Below are 13799 nucleotides of genomic sequence, written 5' to 3' on the forward strand. Positions count from 1 at the left end.
TTAAAAAGGAAAAGAATGCAAATGTTATTTAAAATTCAACCCTATTGCTTTATTTTGTATCTCTTATTCATCGGCGTTTGTCTTGGTGCTACCCTTGCTAGTGGCGCATTTAGCGCACCTGCAATCTTTCAAGCAAGTAGCATCGTGCCAAATTTAGAAATTTCCGTGTTTCAATCAGGGATTTTAATGACAAGTATTTTTACTAAACTCAATACCCTTCTTAATGTTTTAGCAATTTTCATTCTTCTTTATGAAATCTTAGCCCTGCGCATTAGCGGCACAAAACTCGCTCCCTTATTAGGCTTTATTAGCGTCATTTTAATTTTTCTTTTCACAATGTATTACACACCCTATGTTTTAGAAGCACAAAAATTAGGAGAGGAAGCAGTGGCAAATGCTACATTTGATGCGATGCACACGCAATCTGTTTATGTCTTTAAAACACTAATGGCAAGCCTTTGTTTGCTCTTTATTGTGCGTCTTTTAAAAGCTGATAACGGTTACAAAGATAGATAAAATCGCAATATTTACAGGCATCGCGTTTTTGAGTCAAGGAGAAATCCATCTCCCTAGCTTCCCTTTTTATCTCTTGTAGCTTGCTTTTTAGCGCATTTACCTTTGCATTCAAATCCGCTTCTTTGACAATCTTTGCTGCATACAAATCATAAAACCCCGCATCCACACTGCAATGTGGATTTTGCTTTTTAATCGCAAGAGAATAAATGGGTAATTGAAAATCACAAGATTTTTCATAACTCTTTATGGAATCTATTTTTAAAGAATGCTTATATTTATAATCCAACACAAAGAGTTCATTGCCCCTTTTATCAATCCTATCAATGCGTCCTTTTAATTCAAATCCTTCAAGAGTAAAACTAAAATCACACTCAAATAAAATAGGATTCCAACCCTCTTTTAATCGCTCTTGCTCCAAATCAAATACATTCCTTAAATATTTCTTAGCCAACTCACTCTCAAACCGCTCTCTTGCACTAGCACTCACATCTAAACGCCGACAAAGCTCCCCATACAGAGCATTTGCATTCAATCCTTGCGCATACACTTCCTTTAAGGCTTCGTGTATCTTATTTCCCATATTCACACGCTCTTGTTCCTGTGCTTTTAACGCTAAAACATAGCGGTAATAGAATTTGCGCTTGCAAGTTAAAAAGCATTCCAAACTTGTTGCGCTAAAAGAATTTATGCTCAAAGGTGCGATGATTTGCTCTTCTTTATAGTTTAAAGCCTTGCCATTTACAAAATACTCACTATAAGACGGACTTGTTTTTTTAGGCTTTTGCATACCAAATAGGGAATCTTCTAGCAAAAAGCGTGAGGGCTTTTCCATCGCATTATTCAAACATAAAATCCTAGATTCTTTAGCGTTGCTTAATAAAGCAGCATAATAATGCTTTTGTAAATTTTCTCTATTTTTGCGCGTTGGCAATCCCACACTTTCACGCATTTTCGTATTTAAAAAAATATCCTTATCGCTAAGAAAAGGCACATTGCTTGCATTAAATTCAGGAATAATGGCATATTCTAAATCCACACCACGCGTTTCTAAAATCCCCATAACACCAATGCGCCCACCACCTACATCATCTAAACTTTGCTGCTTTAACATCTCTAAAAACACCAAAATCTGCTCACGCACTTCTAAACCCTGCAAATAAGGTAAAGAAAATTTAAATTCACCCAAAGTTTCTTGCGCAATTTGACAAATGCTAGCACTCTCGCCTTGCATCTCTTCTATCAAAAAAGTTTCAAAATCTAAGAAATCCTTAAAACCCTCTTGGGATTCCAACGCTCTTTTATAAATCTTAAGTGTGCCAAATTGCACACCCATAGCATAATTAAAATTCCTTGCCCTATCAAAAAGCCTTAAATACTCCGCAAAACTCTCATTAGGCAATATCACACTAATTTGCTCTGGCAACACTCCTTGCTTTAACCAAATATCAATTTGAGAAAAGATTCCACCCACCTCTGCAATTCTATCTTGAAACTCTAAAATCTCTAAATTTTTTACATTTAATGGAATCTCTTTATAATCTATAATTCTAAAATTATCATTCTCTAATATAATATTATATGCACCAAATTTTAAAAGAAATCTAAAAATTTTTTGATAATAATCCTGATTAAATTTATCAATTTTAATAGAAAAATGAAATGGAATCTTTTTTGAAATTTCTTTAAAAACACCAATTTCAAACTGCGTTAAAAAGCCATCTACTTGCATCTTTATTTTTGAAAACTCTAACAAAAGTTCAAAAGTAATCGCATAATCTTGCAAAAAATAATGATCAAAAAAATGGTTCTTTTCTAAAAGTTTTTGATACGCATTAAAAACGGATTCCAACACTTGAAGATGATCGTCATAAAAGGCGTAAATATCAAGCTTTTCTAACTCCTTTATCTCTACACATTCCGCACATAACTCATCATAAAATTTCAAAAAAAAGCTAGAATTTTGCAAAAACTGCGTGAAATTTTTCGCAAACTCCCCTAGCCTTTGCGTATTTGTTACAGAAATTGCTTGATACAAATAATATCCTCTTAAATACTTTGGAATCTTACGCTTGCCCTCAACACGCAACACAAAGTCTAAAAATTCCCCTACACTCTTTGTAGCAGGCAAAAAACTATCGCTATAATTTTGCGCAAAAAAACGCTTCATAGAGCGCACACTAGAAAATAAATATAAAACTTCCATTCTTTAAGACTTATTCTAGCAAGCCTTTAGCAACTTTAACGACATTTTCCACGCTAAAACCAAAATATTTAAAGAGAATATCCCCCTTACCACTTGCACCAAAACTTTGCATTCCAAGCACACAATCCGCAAAGACATACCATTCTAAGCCCCTGCCTGCTTCAATAGCTAGCGCCTTGCCTTGCAATAAGGAATCCTTATACGCTTTATCTTGCTGTAAAAACAAATCATAGCAAGGCACGCTCACAACACGCACAGCAATCCCTTCACTCTCTAAAGCCTCCGCACTTCTTAATGCAAGTGCCACCTCACTGCCTGTGGCAAGTAGTGTGAGTTGCGCCTTTTTAATGGAATCCTTTTTAACATACGCCCCCCTTGACACGCTATTTTTATCCACCTGCTCTAAAAGTGGCAAATCTTGACGACTTAGCACAAAAGCACTTGGCATTTCTAACTCTAAGGCAACCTGCCAACACGCAATGTTTTCAAAAGCATCACAAGGGCGAAAAACATTCAAATTTGGCATTGCGCGGAAATGACTAAGCTGCTCAACAGGCTCGTGTGTTGCCCCATCCTCACCCACTCCAATGCTATCGTGCGTCCAGATATAAAACACTTTAGAGTGCATAAGGCTTGCTACGCGCACGCTAGGCGACATATAATCGCTAAAGACAAAAAATGTCGCACAAAAGGGTAAAAACAATCCATAATTTGCTAGCGCATTACTAATTGCACCCATTGCGTGTTCACGGATTCCAAAATGCAAATTGCGCCCCTTTGGAAAATCGCCCAAATCTTTTAATTCTGTATTATTAGAAGGTGCTAAATCCGCACTTCCTCCAATAAATCCGGGCAATGCCTTAGCAATTGCATTTAAAATCATTCCATTGCTTGTGCGTGTTGCCATTGTCCCTTGCGCAAAACTTGGATACACAATCTTAGAAAAATCAGGGTTTAACATTTGCTCCAAAAGCTCTTTTTTATCGCTTTGCTCCAGTACTTTTTGCCAAGTGTGATTTGCTAATACACCAAGCTCAGCAGTGTTTTTAAAGCGTAATGCAGAAGCATTTGGGATAAAAAACTTTGCCTCCGGATTAAAACCTAACTTCTCTTTAGAAAGCGCAATCTCTTCTTCTCCTAATGGTGCACCGTGCGCTTTGTGCGAGCCACAAAGACTTTGTGCACCTTTTGCAATCTGTGTTTTTGCGATGATTAACACAGGCTTGCTTGAAGCTTTTGCTTGCTCTAAAGCCCTATCAATCTCTAAAAAATTATGCCCATCAACACTTAAAACTTCCCAACCTTGCGCTTTAAAACGCTCTTTAACATCCTCACTCCACGCAATCTCACATTCACCTTCAATCGTAATATTATTAGAATCATAAATCACAATCAAATTATCTAGCTTGTGATGCCCAGCAAGCGAGCAAGCCTCATAGGAAATCCCCTCTTGCAAATCCCCATCACCACAAAAACAATACACCTTATGATTGATTAAATCCTTGCCTAAAAGATTGCAAGAGAGCTTTCCTGCCATCGCAAAGCCCACTGCATTTGCCACACCCTGCCCTAACGGACCTGTGGTAATCTCAACACCCGGAGTGTGCTTGTATTCGGGGTGTCCGGGAGTTTTAGAACCAAGCTTTCTAAAACCTTTTAAATCCTCCAAACTCACATCAAAGCCCCATAAGTGTAGCAAAGAATACACAAGCGCACTTGCGTGTCCTCCGCTAAAAACCAATCTATCGCGATTAATCCATTGCGGATTGTTTGGATTTAGTCTAATATGGAATCCCAAAACCACTGCAATATCTGCTAATCCCATAGGAGCACCCGGATGCCCGCTATTTGCATTTTGCACCATATCTGCACACAAAAATCGCAAAGAATTAGCCATTAAAGTGTATGCGCTAAGCTCTTTTTCATCTAACATTTAATCCCTTTATTTGCGATGACAAAGCGTATCGCACATTAAATTTGAGCAAGGATTCTACTACAAAATCTCTTAGAATCTTTTCAATCACTATCACTCTTTTTGCAATTGTATTAATTCCTAACTTTCAAAAACTCACTATACAATTCATCTAGCCTTCTTAACTCCTCTATATGCTCGCTAGTTTTTTGTGCTTGCGATTCCAATAAATCCAATCTCTTTTTTAAATAAGTAAAGAGTTGGTAAGAAACATCTGGAATCTTGTTTAAATCATCGCTCATACCCTTAATAATATTTCTTGCTGGAATCCCAACAGCAGTAGAGTTTGGTGGAACAGAACGGATGACCACAGAATTTGCTCCAATCTTTGAATGCGCACCTATGACAATATTTCCTAATATTTTTGCTCCTGCCCCCAAAATAACATAATCCTCAATAGTCGGATGGCGTTTCACTCTCTCTAAACTCACCCCCCCTAAACTCACACCTTGATAAATCGTAACTTCATTGCCTATTTCTGCTGTTTCACCAATCACCACTCCAATCCCGTGATCAATAAACACGCGATGTCCAATCTTACAAGCTGGATGAATGTCAATATTTGTCATCCATTGCGTAATCCCCATAATCGCCCTTGCTAAAACCCTAAAACCTCTCAAATATAATTTATGTGCGATTCTATAATGCACCAAAGCAATAAGCCCGGGATAATTAAACAATAACTCCACTTTAGAATTAATTGCAGGATCTTTTTCTAAAATCACTGCACAATCCTCTTTAATTGTCCCAAAAAGCGTTGTTGCATACTTCAAGGCATTTCCCCTTCGCTTTTAAACACCGTTCTTAAATACCCATTTTCACTAAGCATTACATACAATTGCCCCAAAACCTCCTTTTTTGCCTCCTCTGGAATCTCCTCGCTTTCATCTAAGCGTTGCTTTAAGAAACGCTCAATCTCTTTTGTGTCATAGTCTAAATCATCTAACACATCTAAAATCGTTTGTGCTTCCAAAAGATTTTCAATGCTATAACCCCCCTCTTCCTCATCAAAAACCACACTAAATTCTGTCGGATGCGTAAAAAGATTATGGCGCATTCCAAGCACTTCTTGATACGCTCCTACTAAAAAGAATCCTAAAAAATACTCCTCCTTATTCACATCAATGTCGTGTAAAAACAAGGGCGCATTTTTATCAAAAGCAATTTCTCCATCGCTATCACAAGTAATATCCCAAAGGCTTGCACTTCTTGTTGGACGCTTGTTTAATCTATCCAATGGAATCACTGGAAAATTCTGCATAAGCCCCCAATAATCTGGCAAACTTTGAAAAAAACTACAATTTAGCAAATACCGCTCTTGCACCTGCTCTTGGATTCTAATAATATCGCTATGGTTTTTGTGCTTTAAAATCTTAATCACTTTTTTAATGATTAAATACACAAGCACTTCTGTATTACTTCTATCTTGCAAATCAATATAACCCAAATCAAAAAGCGTCAAAAGCGATTCCATATGCTCTAAGCTATCGTGCAAATATTCAATCGCATAGCGTTCATTAATCGTGTGATACAAATCCAATAATTCCTCAACAAGTGGCGGATTTTTCTCTTTTAAATGCAGTGCCTTCTCATCATACTCTTGCGAAAAGAGTTCTAAAACTGGAGAGATGAGCACAGCGTGGCTTGCAGAAACATAACGCCCAGATTCTATAAAAATATCTGGCTCTGGCTCTTGTTTATTCTTTGCAATCTCCTTGAGCGTAAAAACAACATTTCCGCTAAACTCTGCTAGCGTGTAGTTACGATTCTGCTGATTTTCGTGTTGCGCATACTCCACTGCTAACCCACCACCAATATTCACGCTATTTAGATTCTTTGCTCCCATTTTACGCAACTCTGCATAGATATTCCCAGCCTCACGCAGAGCTTTTTTCAAAGGAGAAATATCGCTAATTTGACTCCCAATATGAAAATGAATCATTGTAAATTTATCTAAAAGCTTATTTTTTTGTAAAAGAGAAATGGCTTCTACAAGCTCTGTTGCGGTTAAACCAAACTTAGAATTAATCCCCCCGCTCTTTGCCCAGATTCCAACTCCCGTGCTATGCAATCTTATTCTAAGTCCAATACACGGATAAGGCTTACCAAGCGTTTTTGCCACTTCAATAATCGTTTCAAGCTCGTTTAAGCCTTCAATGGTTAGCGTAATATCGTGTCCCATTTTTGCAGCAATAAAGCCTAAAGAAATCATCTCCTTATCTTTAAACCCATTCACCATAATGGGCGCATTGTCATTGGTATAAGCCATTGCAATAATAAGCTCAGATTTGCTCCCAGCTTCTAACCCATAGCAACGCTCAATATTTTGCTCCATTAGTGGCAAAATAAAATTTGGATAATGATTAACCTTGATAGGAAAAACTGCCTTAAAACAGCCTTTGTAATGGTGTTCCTTAATAGAAGATTCAAAATTTGTAAAAATTTTCTCCACTTGCTTTTTAATCAAATGTGGAAAACGCATAAGCAAAGGACCACGATAACCATCCTCACGCACTTGCTTAACAATATCAATCAAAGCAGGCTTGCATTTATGATTAACCTTTACTTGTCCATCTTCTATAATAAAATCATCTTTTCCCCAATAATCAATCCCATAATCCACCATAGCCAATCTTTAAGCTTTAATGTCCAACAAAGTTTGCATCATAGAATCTGAAGTTTTAATAGTTTGCGCATTTGCTTCTGTTCCATTTTGCTCTGCCATTTGTTCTACCATTTGTTCTGTTAAATCTGTATTAGAAGTTTCTAAAGTTCCATTTTGCACATTTGCGCCCATTCCGCCTTGTCCCACAAACACATCATATCCATAATTTCCGCCAATTGTCATAATTATCTCCTTAAATAAAAATGCAAAAACTATAACTAAAAATAACTAAAAATAACTAAAAATAACTAAAAGCGACGCAGTAAATCTTTAGAATTGTAAAATTTTAAGCAATCTTGTAGAATTCAAGCCCCAAAAAGGCTTGAATCAGAGCATTATCTTGAACCCTTAAAATCGTGGATAACTACAACACTTCCTGCAATATCACTTAAAATTGCGCAAGCCGTTTCTGTCGCACTTCCCATAGCGCAAGCTACCATCGTTGTAACTCCAGACACGATTCCAGCAGCATAAATCCCTTCTTTAACCACATTGCGCCCACTAACCTCTAAGCGGATTTTTCCCGGTTTTGGCATAAGCGTATGGGGCTTTACAAAAGATTCTAAGCCCTTGATATTGCACGCATTTGCTCCTGTTGCCACAATCACATAATCTGCCTTTTTAGCAAATCCTGCGCCAATGACTTCAAAATTTCCTTTCTCACCACGGATTTCTGTTACTTCACTTTCTACAAACTCCACTTTTGCAAGCTTGCTTAATTGTTCTTTTGTGGAAGAAATAATTTCCTCGCCATTAATCCCCGCCCTAAACAAAGGCACATTATACACATCAGCCTTGTATAAATCTGCCTCTTTGCCACCTTTTTCAATGATGCTTAACTCAAAGTCAAGCTCCCCTTTAATCGCACTTGCAAGCACCAATGCCGCACTTAATCCTGCAACTGATCCACCAATGATTACAACTTTTTTTGCCATAGTTTTCCTTTATTTTTAAATTGACTCCACCCACCCTTCCACCTTGAAGCTAATATCCTTTCATATTTAGGATTTTATACCCTTCACAACCCTCTTCCAACCCTAAATCACAAACCTTGCCAAAATATTCCTTAGCAATTTTAAGATTCTGCCTTACGCCTTCCCCTTCAACATACATTAATCCAAGATTAGAGCGACCTTGAGCTACTTCACAAGCCTTTTTAAAATCTTTAATATCTATTGCAAACAGCATTCCACACAATGCTACTAAAGCCACAAAAATTCTCATAATAACCCTTATTCTAAATTCTCTAAAATCGTTTCTATAACTTTTTTAGGATTTTCCGCTTGGTAAATAGGGCGTCCAACAACAATAAAATCGCTTTTAGCATCCTTTGCATCTTGCAAGGTTGCCACACGCTTTTGATCCCCAACACTCTGCCCAAAGGGACGGATTGCAGGAGTGAGTGTTAAAAACGCATCGCCTAACTGCTCTTTTACCGCCAAAGATTCCGCACAAGAGCAAACCACACCATTTACTCCACATTCCTTAGCCATCTTAGCAAACTCTAGCACCTGCGTTGCAAGCCCTGTGTGATAGATTGCAAAAAAACTTTCCACATCAAAACTAGTAAGTGCCGTTACCGCCATTACAAGTGGTGGATTAGGAATCTTTTTTAAGCGTGCCATTACCTCTAGCATTGCCTCCTTCCCACTGCTTGCGTGAATGGTAAGCATATCCACATTAAGTGCAGCTATGGATTCCACACCATCACCCATTGTGTTTGGAATGTCATACAACTTTAAATCTAAAAAAATCTTAAATTGTGGATTGAATGCTTTAATTTCTTCTAAAAAAGGCGCACCATCGCGGATAAAACTTCTTAACCCAACCTTTACCCAAAGAGAATGTATATCCTTTAGCGACTCTAAAAGTGCTAGATTCTCTCTCTTGCTTGGTAAATCTAAGGCTATACAAAGTTTCATTTTCCTGTCTTTTTAATTGTAAAATGTTTTTTAGCAGACACAGCCTTTACAGAAGGGGTATTTTGCCTTCTAGCCCCAGTTTTATAATCCTTTCTGTTTTTAAAAAACTTCTCTTTAGGGGCATTGTTTACACTCCTAACAACCTGCTCTTCTTTTTGTGATTCCTGCAATGCTTCTTTTATGTCCTCCAAACTCATTGTCGCATTATTTGCGATTCCATCTAAGATTCCATTAATAAACTTTGTAGAGGCTTCATTGCTAAAGTTTTTAGTAATTTCTAATGCCTCATTAATCACAATTGCCCTCTCCGTTTTGCTAAAAATTATCTCATACGCCCCAAGACGCAAAATTGCACGCTCCATATCACCAATGCGCTCAAAATCCCAATTTTTAATCTGATGCTTAATGCGCAAATCAAGTGCATCTAATTCTTCTAAAACACCATTAAACAAAGACTTTGCAAACGCACTTTGTGCATTTTTAATCTTTTGTTCACTTAAAATTTCATCTACAAACTTCGCAATTCCATCATTGCCACTTCCATAAGCATACAAAAGTTGCGCTACAACCTCTCTTGCCTGTGTGCGTGTTGCCATTTACACGCCAAGCTTTCTATAAAGATTAACAAGCTCAATCAAACCCGCCATTGATTCAAAGCCCTTATTACCAGCCTTTGTTCCCGCACGCTCAATTGCTTGTTCAATACTATCTGTTGTTAGCACACCAAAAGTTACTGCCGCTCCATAGCGCACCGTTACATTTGCGATTCCTTTTGTTGCCTCTGCACTCACATAATCAAAATGCGGTGTAGAACCCCGAATAATCGCTCCTAGACAACAAACCCCATCAAAATCACCCTGTGAAAGCACTTTTTCTAAAGCAAAAGGAATCTCAAACGCCCCGGGCACTAGAATATGCGAAAGATTCTCATCCCTTCCTCCGTGCCGTAAGAAACAATCCCTAGCACCCTCTACCAATCTATCTGTAATTAAATGATTAAAACGGCTTGAAATGACTGCAATTTTCTCATCACCCATTAACGCTAAACTTCCTTCAATAACCTGCATTGCTATCCTTTATTTAATAATTGCGTTGATTGCTAAAATCTCTTGTGTAAGCCCTAAAAGCTCCTTTGGCGTTAGCATATTAGGACCATCACTTAGAGCTACACTAGGATTTGTATGCACTTCAGCAAACAATCCATCTATCCCAACAGCAGCTGCTGCACGCGCTAAAATCGGAGCAAAAGAACTCTCTCCTCCACTTTTCCCCTTTAATCCCCCAGGCATTTGCACAGCGTGTGTTGCATCAAAAATCACCGGCGCAAAGGCACGCATAATCGCCAAAGAGCGCATATCCACAACCAAATTCCCATAGCCAAAGCTATTGCCACGCTCTGTTAGGCAAATCCTATAATCTTGTGCGCTTTTAAAATCTGCATTTTGCACATTTGGATTCCGTATTTTTAGAGCCTTTAGCACGGAGTATTGCATATCTTGAGGACTCATAAATTGCCCCTTTTTAATATTAACCATCGCTTGCGTTTGCGCTGCTGCGACAATTAAATCCGTCTGCCGACACAAAAATGCTGGAATCTGCACAATATCAACAACTTCTGCCACAGACTTTGCTTGATGGCTTTCGTGAATATCAGTAAGAAGCTTATAACCAAACTTCTTTTTAATTTGCGCTAAAGATTCTAAACCCTTCTCCAAGCCCGGTCCGCGATAGGATTCTAAACTTGTGCGGTTAGCCTTATCAAAACTCGCTTTGAAGTAAAAATCAATCTTAGGATTTTTTGCTAAAGGCTGTAAAGATTCCGCAATTTCTTCTAAAATTTCTTGATTTTCAATCACACAAGGTCCTGCAACAATAATCATTTCTAACCCTTCAATAAATTAAACTCTTGCATTTTAAAGTCATAGCTATACACTTCTCCACACTCAATAATATAATACCAACCATAAATTTTAAGTGTGCGTGCAAGATATTTTTCCTTAACCTGCGGATAAGTAAAAAGATTCCTAATTTGTCTTTCAATATTAATCTGCTCCGTCAAATATGCACGCATTGCATCATTCTTTGGTTTTAGAGCTAAAACCTGCTCTTTTACAGGCGCAATCAATTTTAACCAATTTTGAACATTTGGCATACCCTGAAAATTCCCTTCCTCATACAATGCAGCACAACCCCCACAATGCGAATGCCCACAAATAATAATATTCTCAACTTGAAGTTCCTCAAGCGCATATTCTATGGCTGAAGTTGTTGCTAAATATTCCTTAGATTTACGATAAGGTGGCACGATATTTGCAATATTACGCACAACAAAAAGTTCTCCGGGCAATGTATTGGTAATAAGATTTGGCACAACCCTAGAATCTGCACAACCTACAAAAAGCGTATGGGGATTTTGCCCATCTTTTAGATTTTCAAACAACTCCTTATAAGCCAAGAAATTCTCTTCTTTAAACTTGATTGCCCCTTTAAAAAGCAAATCTATTGAATTTGTTACATTCTTAGATTCTATATTTTCTTGCATTATTATTCTTTAAGGCTTAATCTTACTCACATCGCCAATCACACTAGATAAATCCTCGCCAATACTATACACATACAAGTCCACACGACGATTTTTAGCGCGCAATGCAGGAATGTCATTATTAGCAATCGGTGAAAACTCACCCTCACCCCCTCCTAAAATACGATTTTTCTCTAGCCCCTGCTTAAAGAGTAAATCCGCCACATTCACTCCACGCGCCACAGAAAGCTCTAAATTATCTGCAAACACAGAGTTTTCACGCATTGGCGTATTATCTGTATGTCCAATCGCTTTAACTAGCACTGCTTTTGGCATTCTTAAAAGCTCTAAACTCAAACGCTTTAAAAATGCGATTCCGCTAGGATTTGTAAGTTCTGCACTCCCCATAACAAAAAGCAACTCCTCTGGAATGCGGATAATCACACCTCTCTCAGCCTCTTCAAGCTCTACACTAGGACCATTTGAAATCCGATTAACTTCATTATAATCTGTAATCAAACTTCCAAAAATATTCACAACATTATCCATCTCTACTTGCGTTTCAATGGGTGTAGCTTTGATGGGGGCTGGGGGATTAATTTGGCTTTGTGAGCCTTTTTCAAGCACTGCGAGAGAACCTTCTAGTGAGCCTACTGCTTGGGCAATTCTTTGCGTGTCAAAAGTCGCCATTGAAAGCAATAGAATAAAAAATGTCAAAATCAGCGTAACCATATCGCCATAAGTCCCAAGCCACAAAGGCACACCCTTTGGACAATCACAAGCTGGACATTTCTTTTCTTTTGCCACTGCTTTCCTTTTTCCAAAATTTCAGGATTATAGCCTATATTTGGTTATAATATTGTTTAATTTTTAAATTTTGTGAGGAAATTTTGCACGCAATTCTTAACTTTATTGTGGAATCCATAAGTGCTTTAGGCTATTTTGGAATCTTTTTTATGATGTTTTTAGAAAGCAGTTTCATCCCTTTTCCTAGTGAAATTGTTATGATTCCAGCAGGATATTTAGCGCACCAAGGGGAGATGCACCTCTTTTTAGTCATTCTTTGTGGAATCTTAGGATCACTTAGTGGCGCACTTTTAAATTATTATTTAGCACTACATTTTGGGCGTGAGTTACTTATAAAATGGGGTAAATATTTCTTTTTTGACGCAACAACAATGGCGAAAATGGAAAACTTTTTTGCAAAACACGGACATATCTCTACATTAAGCGGGCGTTTAATACCAGTGATTAGACAATACATTTCTTTGCCCGCTGGAATTGGAAAAATGCCTTTATCCCTTTTTTGCTTCTACACAAGCTTAGGGGCTGGAATTTGGGTAGCAATCCTAACAACTCTTGGTTATTTTCTAGGACAAAATGCAACAATCTTAAAAGACTATCTCCACAGCATTACAATCATTCTAATTCTCCTTGTGTGCGGCGGAATTGGGGTGTATGTTGTTTGGCATAAAAAACAAAAAGCCAAAACTTCAAAATAATTACTTAAAAGATTTTAGATTCCATAATGCGCAAGTAAAATGCGTTAATATGGGGTGGGCGATGGGGATCGAACCCACGACCCTCAGGACCACAATCTGATGCTCTAACCAACTGAGCTACGCCCACCATAGAAGTTAAAAAGTGGTCGGGGCGAAAGGATTCGAACCTTCGACCCCTTGGTCCCAAACCAAGTGCGCTAACCAGGCTGCGCTACGCCCCGACTAAAAAGCAGTAATTATACTTTTAAAATCCCTATTTGTCAAGAAAACCCCTAAAAACAGAAGCCTTGCAATAATAACTTTAATTGTGCTTTTTAAAATCTTTGATTGATGCATTCTCACCAGCCACTAATTTAGCACTACTACCATCATCTCCGATTATTCCGTTGTTTTCAAATTTTTCAATGGAGCCTTTATTTTCAATTGTGATGGAACCACTCCCTTTTGTAAATTTTAATGTTCCATTGTTTGTGAAATTTGTAATAGTTCCTGAGTTTG

Annotated in this window: 16 protein-coding genes and 2 tRNA genes; 2 read left to right on the plus strand and 16 right to left on the minus strand. The window is 37.8% G+C overall.

Features of this window, described 5'->3' with window-relative positions:
• Positions 1-15: 15 nt before the first annotated feature.
• Positions 16-516: a DUF4149 domain-containing protein gene (locus tag MRZ19_RS06075; RefSeq protein WP_291031414.1), complete on the plus strand. Its 501-nt coding sequence runs from the start codon at positions 16-18 to the stop codon at positions 514-516.
• Here the strand turns inward: MRZ19_RS06075 and MRZ19_RS06080 are convergent.
• From MRZ19_RS06080 to MRZ19_RS06140, 13 genes are all read right to left on the minus strand, one after another.
• A complete protein-coding gene (locus MRZ19_RS06080) occupies positions 470-2719 on the minus strand; it encodes a PD-(D/E)XK nuclease family protein (protein WP_291031415.1) in 2250 nt (749 codons plus the stop codon). The two genes, MRZ19_RS06075 and MRZ19_RS06080, sit on opposite strands and share 47 nt — an antisense overlap.
• Positions 2720-2729: 10 nt before the next feature.
• Positions 2730-4652, minus strand: a complete 1923-nt coding sequence (gene tkt, locus MRZ19_RS06085; RefSeq protein WP_291031416.1) for a transketolase — start codon at positions 4650-4652, stop codon at positions 2730-2732.
• Between the two features lie 113 nt (positions 4653-4765).
• The gene (cysE, locus tag MRZ19_RS06090) at positions 4766-5464 is read right to left on the minus strand and encodes a serine O-acetyltransferase (RefSeq protein WP_291031417.1); all 699 of its coding nucleotides are present in this window, start codon (positions 5462-5464) and stop codon (positions 4766-4768) included.
• Positions 5461-7317: an arginine decarboxylase gene (gene speA, locus MRZ19_RS06095; protein ID WP_291031418.1), complete on the minus strand. Its 1857-nt coding sequence runs from the start codon at positions 7315-7317 to the stop codon at positions 5461-5463. The genes cysE and speA overlap by 4 nt, the downstream gene beginning before the upstream one ends.
• Before the next feature lie 9 nt (positions 7318-7326).
• Positions 7327-7539, minus strand: coding sequence for a flagellar basal body rod C-terminal domain-containing protein (locus MRZ19_RS06100; RefSeq protein ID WP_291031419.1), 213 nt, complete (start codon positions 7537-7539; stop codon positions 7327-7329).
• 152 nt (positions 7540-7691) lie between these two features.
• The gene (locus MRZ19_RS06105; RefSeq protein WP_291031420.1) at positions 7692-8291 is read right to left on the minus strand and encodes an FAD-dependent oxidoreductase; all 600 of its coding nucleotides are present in this window, start codon (positions 8289-8291) and stop codon (positions 7692-7694) included.
• Between the two features lie 49 nt (positions 8292-8340).
• A complete protein-coding gene (locus tag MRZ19_RS06110; protein ID WP_291031421.1) occupies positions 8341-8580 on the minus strand; it encodes a hypothetical protein in 240 nt (79 codons plus the stop codon).
• Between the two features lie 8 nt (positions 8581-8588).
• A complete protein-coding gene (gene pyrF / locus MRZ19_RS06115; RefSeq protein ID WP_291031422.1) occupies positions 8589-9278 on the minus strand; it encodes an orotidine-5'-phosphate decarboxylase in 690 nt (229 codons plus the stop codon).
• The gene (gene nusB, locus MRZ19_RS08565) at positions 9275-9874 is read right to left on the minus strand and encodes a transcription antitermination factor NusB (RefSeq protein WP_320606530.1); all 600 of its coding nucleotides are present in this window, start codon (positions 9872-9874) and stop codon (positions 9275-9277) included. The genes pyrF and nusB overlap by 4 nt, the downstream gene beginning before the upstream one ends.
• A complete protein-coding gene (gene ribH, locus MRZ19_RS06125; RefSeq protein WP_291031423.1) occupies positions 9875-10345 on the minus strand; it encodes a 6,7-dimethyl-8-ribityllumazine synthase in 471 nt (156 codons plus the stop codon).
• Positions 10346-10354: 9 nt separating this feature from the next.
• Positions 10355-11158, minus strand: coding sequence for a 3-deoxy-8-phosphooctulonate synthase (kdsA, locus tag MRZ19_RS06130; RefSeq protein WP_291031424.1), 804 nt, complete (start codon positions 11156-11158; stop codon positions 10355-10357).
• 2 nt (positions 11159-11160) lie between these two features.
• Positions 11161-11781, minus strand: a complete 621-nt coding sequence (locus MRZ19_RS06135) for a carbonic anhydrase (protein ID WP_291031428.1) — start codon at positions 11779-11781, stop codon at positions 11161-11163.
• Between the two features lie 48 nt (positions 11782-11829).
• Positions 11830-12606 (minus strand): flagellar motor protein MotB, encoded by a 777-nt coding sequence (locus MRZ19_RS06140; RefSeq protein WP_291031425.1) that lies wholly within the window; start codon positions 12604-12606, stop codon positions 11830-11832.
• Positions 12607-12689: 83 nt separating this feature from the next.
• Between MRZ19_RS06140 and MRZ19_RS06145 the strand changes: the two genes are divergently transcribed.
• Positions 12690-13301: a DedA family protein gene (locus MRZ19_RS06145; RefSeq protein WP_291031426.1), complete on the plus strand. Its 612-nt coding sequence runs from the start codon at positions 12690-12692 to the stop codon at positions 13299-13301.
• 50 nt (positions 13302-13351) lie between these two features.
• On the opposite strand, the gene MRZ19_RS06150 is transcribed toward MRZ19_RS06145, so the two are convergent.
• The 3 genes from MRZ19_RS06150 to MRZ19_RS06160 form a co-directional block, all read right to left on the minus strand.
• Positions 13352-13428, minus strand: a tRNA-His gene (locus MRZ19_RS06150).
• 16 nt (positions 13429-13444) lie between these two features.
• A tRNA-Pro gene (locus tag MRZ19_RS06155) sits at positions 13445-13522 on the minus strand.
• An 80-nt stretch (positions 13523-13602) separates the two neighbouring features.
• The coding region (locus tag MRZ19_RS06160) for a hypothetical protein (RefSeq protein WP_291031427.1) at positions 13603-13799 on the minus strand (197 nt) is incomplete at its 5' end.

Origin of the sequence: Helicobacter sp. (assembly GCF_022770205.1) — a bacterium.
In the GTDB taxonomy this organism is placed as follows: domain Bacteria; phylum Campylobacterota; class Campylobacteria; order Campylobacterales; family Helicobacteraceae; genus Helicobacter_D.

Excerpts from the sequence above, each read along its gene's own strand:
- MRZ19_RS06075 (WP_291031414.1), top strand. The coding sequence starts at position 16 with ATGCAAATGTTATTTAAAATTCAACCCTATTGCTTTATTTTGTATCTC.
- MRZ19_RS06080 (WP_291031415.1), bottom strand. The coding sequence starts at position 2,719 with ATGGAAGTTTTATATTTATTTTCTAGTGTGCGCTCTATGAAGCGTTTT.
- tkt (WP_291031416.1), bottom strand. The coding sequence starts at position 4,652 with ATGTTAGATGAAAAAGAGCTTAGCGCATACACTTTAATGGCTAATTCT.
- speA (WP_291031418.1), bottom strand. The coding sequence starts at position 7,317 with ATGGTGGATTATGGGATTGATTATTGGGGAAAAGATGATTTTATTATA.
- MRZ19_RS06100 (WP_291031419.1), bottom strand. The coding sequence starts at position 7,539 with ATGACAATTGGCGGAAATTATGGATATGATGTGTTTGTGGGACAAGGC.
- MRZ19_RS06105 (WP_291031420.1), bottom strand. The coding sequence starts at position 8,291 with ATGGCAAAAAAAGTTGTAATCATTGGTGGATCAGTTGCAGGATTAAGT.
- MRZ19_RS06110 (WP_291031421.1), bottom strand. The coding sequence starts at position 8,580 with ATGAGAATTTTTGTGGCTTTAGTAGCATTGTGTGGAATGCTGTTTGCA.
- pyrF (WP_291031422.1), bottom strand. The coding sequence starts at position 9,278 with ATGAAACTTTGTATAGCCTTAGATTTACCAAGCAAGAGAGAGAATCTA.
- nusB (WP_320606530.1), bottom strand. The coding sequence starts at position 9,874 with ATGGCAACACGCACACAGGCAAGAGAGGTTGTAGCGCAACTTTTGTAT.
- ribH (WP_291031423.1), bottom strand. The coding sequence starts at position 10,345 with ATGCAGGTTATTGAAGGAAGTTTAGCGTTAATGGGTGATGAGAAAATT.
- kdsA (WP_291031424.1), bottom strand. The coding sequence starts at position 11,158 with ATGATTATTGTTGCAGGACCTTGTGTGATTGAAAATCAAGAAATTTTA.